Below are 1555 nucleotides of genomic sequence, written 5' to 3' on the forward strand. Positions count from 1 at the left end.
CCGGATTCGAGTGTGGGCGGGGCTCTAGCGCTGGGCTGAGTCCCGGTTCACTGGATCCGGCTGGCGGACATGGGGCGCACCCTAGCGGCCCGCGCGCTCCGCGCACGAGCGATTACCCGCGCCCCGCGGCCTGCCTTACGACACCGTGATGGTCTGCTTCAGGTCGTTCAGCCCCGTCCTCGCGTCCCACAGGCCGGTGTTCGCCGTCTGGATCGAGCACTCCGGGCGGCCCGGCAGGGCGGGGTCGGCCCGTTCCAGCCGGCGCGCGTACTGCCCCGTCGCGAGCGACGGCGGGATCTGGGCGTCCTGCGCGATGGCGCGGGCGCCCGGCAGCCAGGTCCGGGGGTCCGCGGTGAGCGGGAGGCGGGTCAGGGCGCCGGTGGTGGTGTTGCGCAGCACCAGGTTCACGGTGCGCTGGTTCACCGCCGCGGCGTAGCCGTCGTTGGTCAGGTTCACCCGCACGGGCAGCGCGGCGCCCCTGGTGGTCGTCGTGGGGAACACCGAGTCGCGCAGGGTGAAGCGGTAGCCGAGCTTGGCCGTGACCTCCGCCAGGCAGCCCTGCGCCGACCACGCGCGCAGCACGTCCTGCTGGTAGTCGGTGTTCAGGTACGTCCAGTGGAAGCGGGACAGCTCGGCGGTCGCGGTCGGGCAGTCGGTGCGGGGCGGGTTCACCGCGCAGGTCTCGCCGCCCATCGGCAGCGTCCGCGTCTCCGCCTCCAGGTACGGGTATTCGGTCGCCGGGTCCTCGTAGGTGCCGAAGTCCGTGTCGCTGGCCAGGAAGCAGTCGTTGTGGTGGCCGATCCTGGTGCTGCCGCCCGCGTACAGGGCGCGCTTGAACTTCGGCGTGCGCAGCTGCACCGCCCGGTCCGCCGGGAGCGCGGTCAGGAGCTTGTCCACGACCGCCTTGCGGTTGGCCTGGTCGGTCGCGGAGACGACGCCCGCGTTGCCGAAGTTCTTGGTGTAGTACCACTCGCCCCACGCGCCGACGAACCCGGCCTGCACCACGGCGGTCACGTCCGCGTTCGCGCGCAGCAGCGGCGCGAGCTGGTCGATGTGCGCCAGGACCCGGTCCTTCGGCGCGTCCTCGCCGGACTCCGACGCGGTGTAGGCGAAGCGCAGCACCAGCTTCACGCCCGCGACCCGCGCGGCGTCGAACTGGCGCTGCAGGCGGTCGAGGGCGGTCTGGGCGATCGGGGACGAGCGGTGCTCGGCCAGGTAGAACACGCACATCGCGAGGGTGATGCCCTGCTCGGTGCGGTACCGGCGCAGCGCGTCGGCGGACAGGTCGGCCTTGTCGCAGTCGCCGGTGTGGTGGTACAGACCGCGTTCCGGGTTGGGGACGTTCGCGCTCGACGGCTGGTAGGCGACCGAGCCGCCCGCGCCCGCGGTGTAGGTGTGGGTGACCTTCGCCGAGGTCTCCACCGGGGCCTCGACCTGGAACACCACGTCGACGTCGTTCGGGCTCGCCTGCTCGCCGAGGTCGGCCCGCTCGACGGTCCACCGCGCGACGCCCGAGGCGGAGGTGAACGGCACGGTCCGCACCTGCGTCCACGCC

The 1555-nt window shown here is 72.9% G+C and carries 1 protein-coding gene; it reads right to left on the bottom strand.

Translation table 11 applies throughout. The annotated features are described in order from the left end of the window. Window positions 1–135: 135 nt before the first annotated feature. Window positions 136–1555, bottom strand: a 1420-nt coding sequence (locus ACTUAL_RS04385; RefSeq protein WP_440899350.1) for a DUF4832 domain-containing protein, incomplete at its 5' end; no start/stop codon positions are given.

It is taken from the genome of Actinosynnema sp., assembly GCF_052038725.1.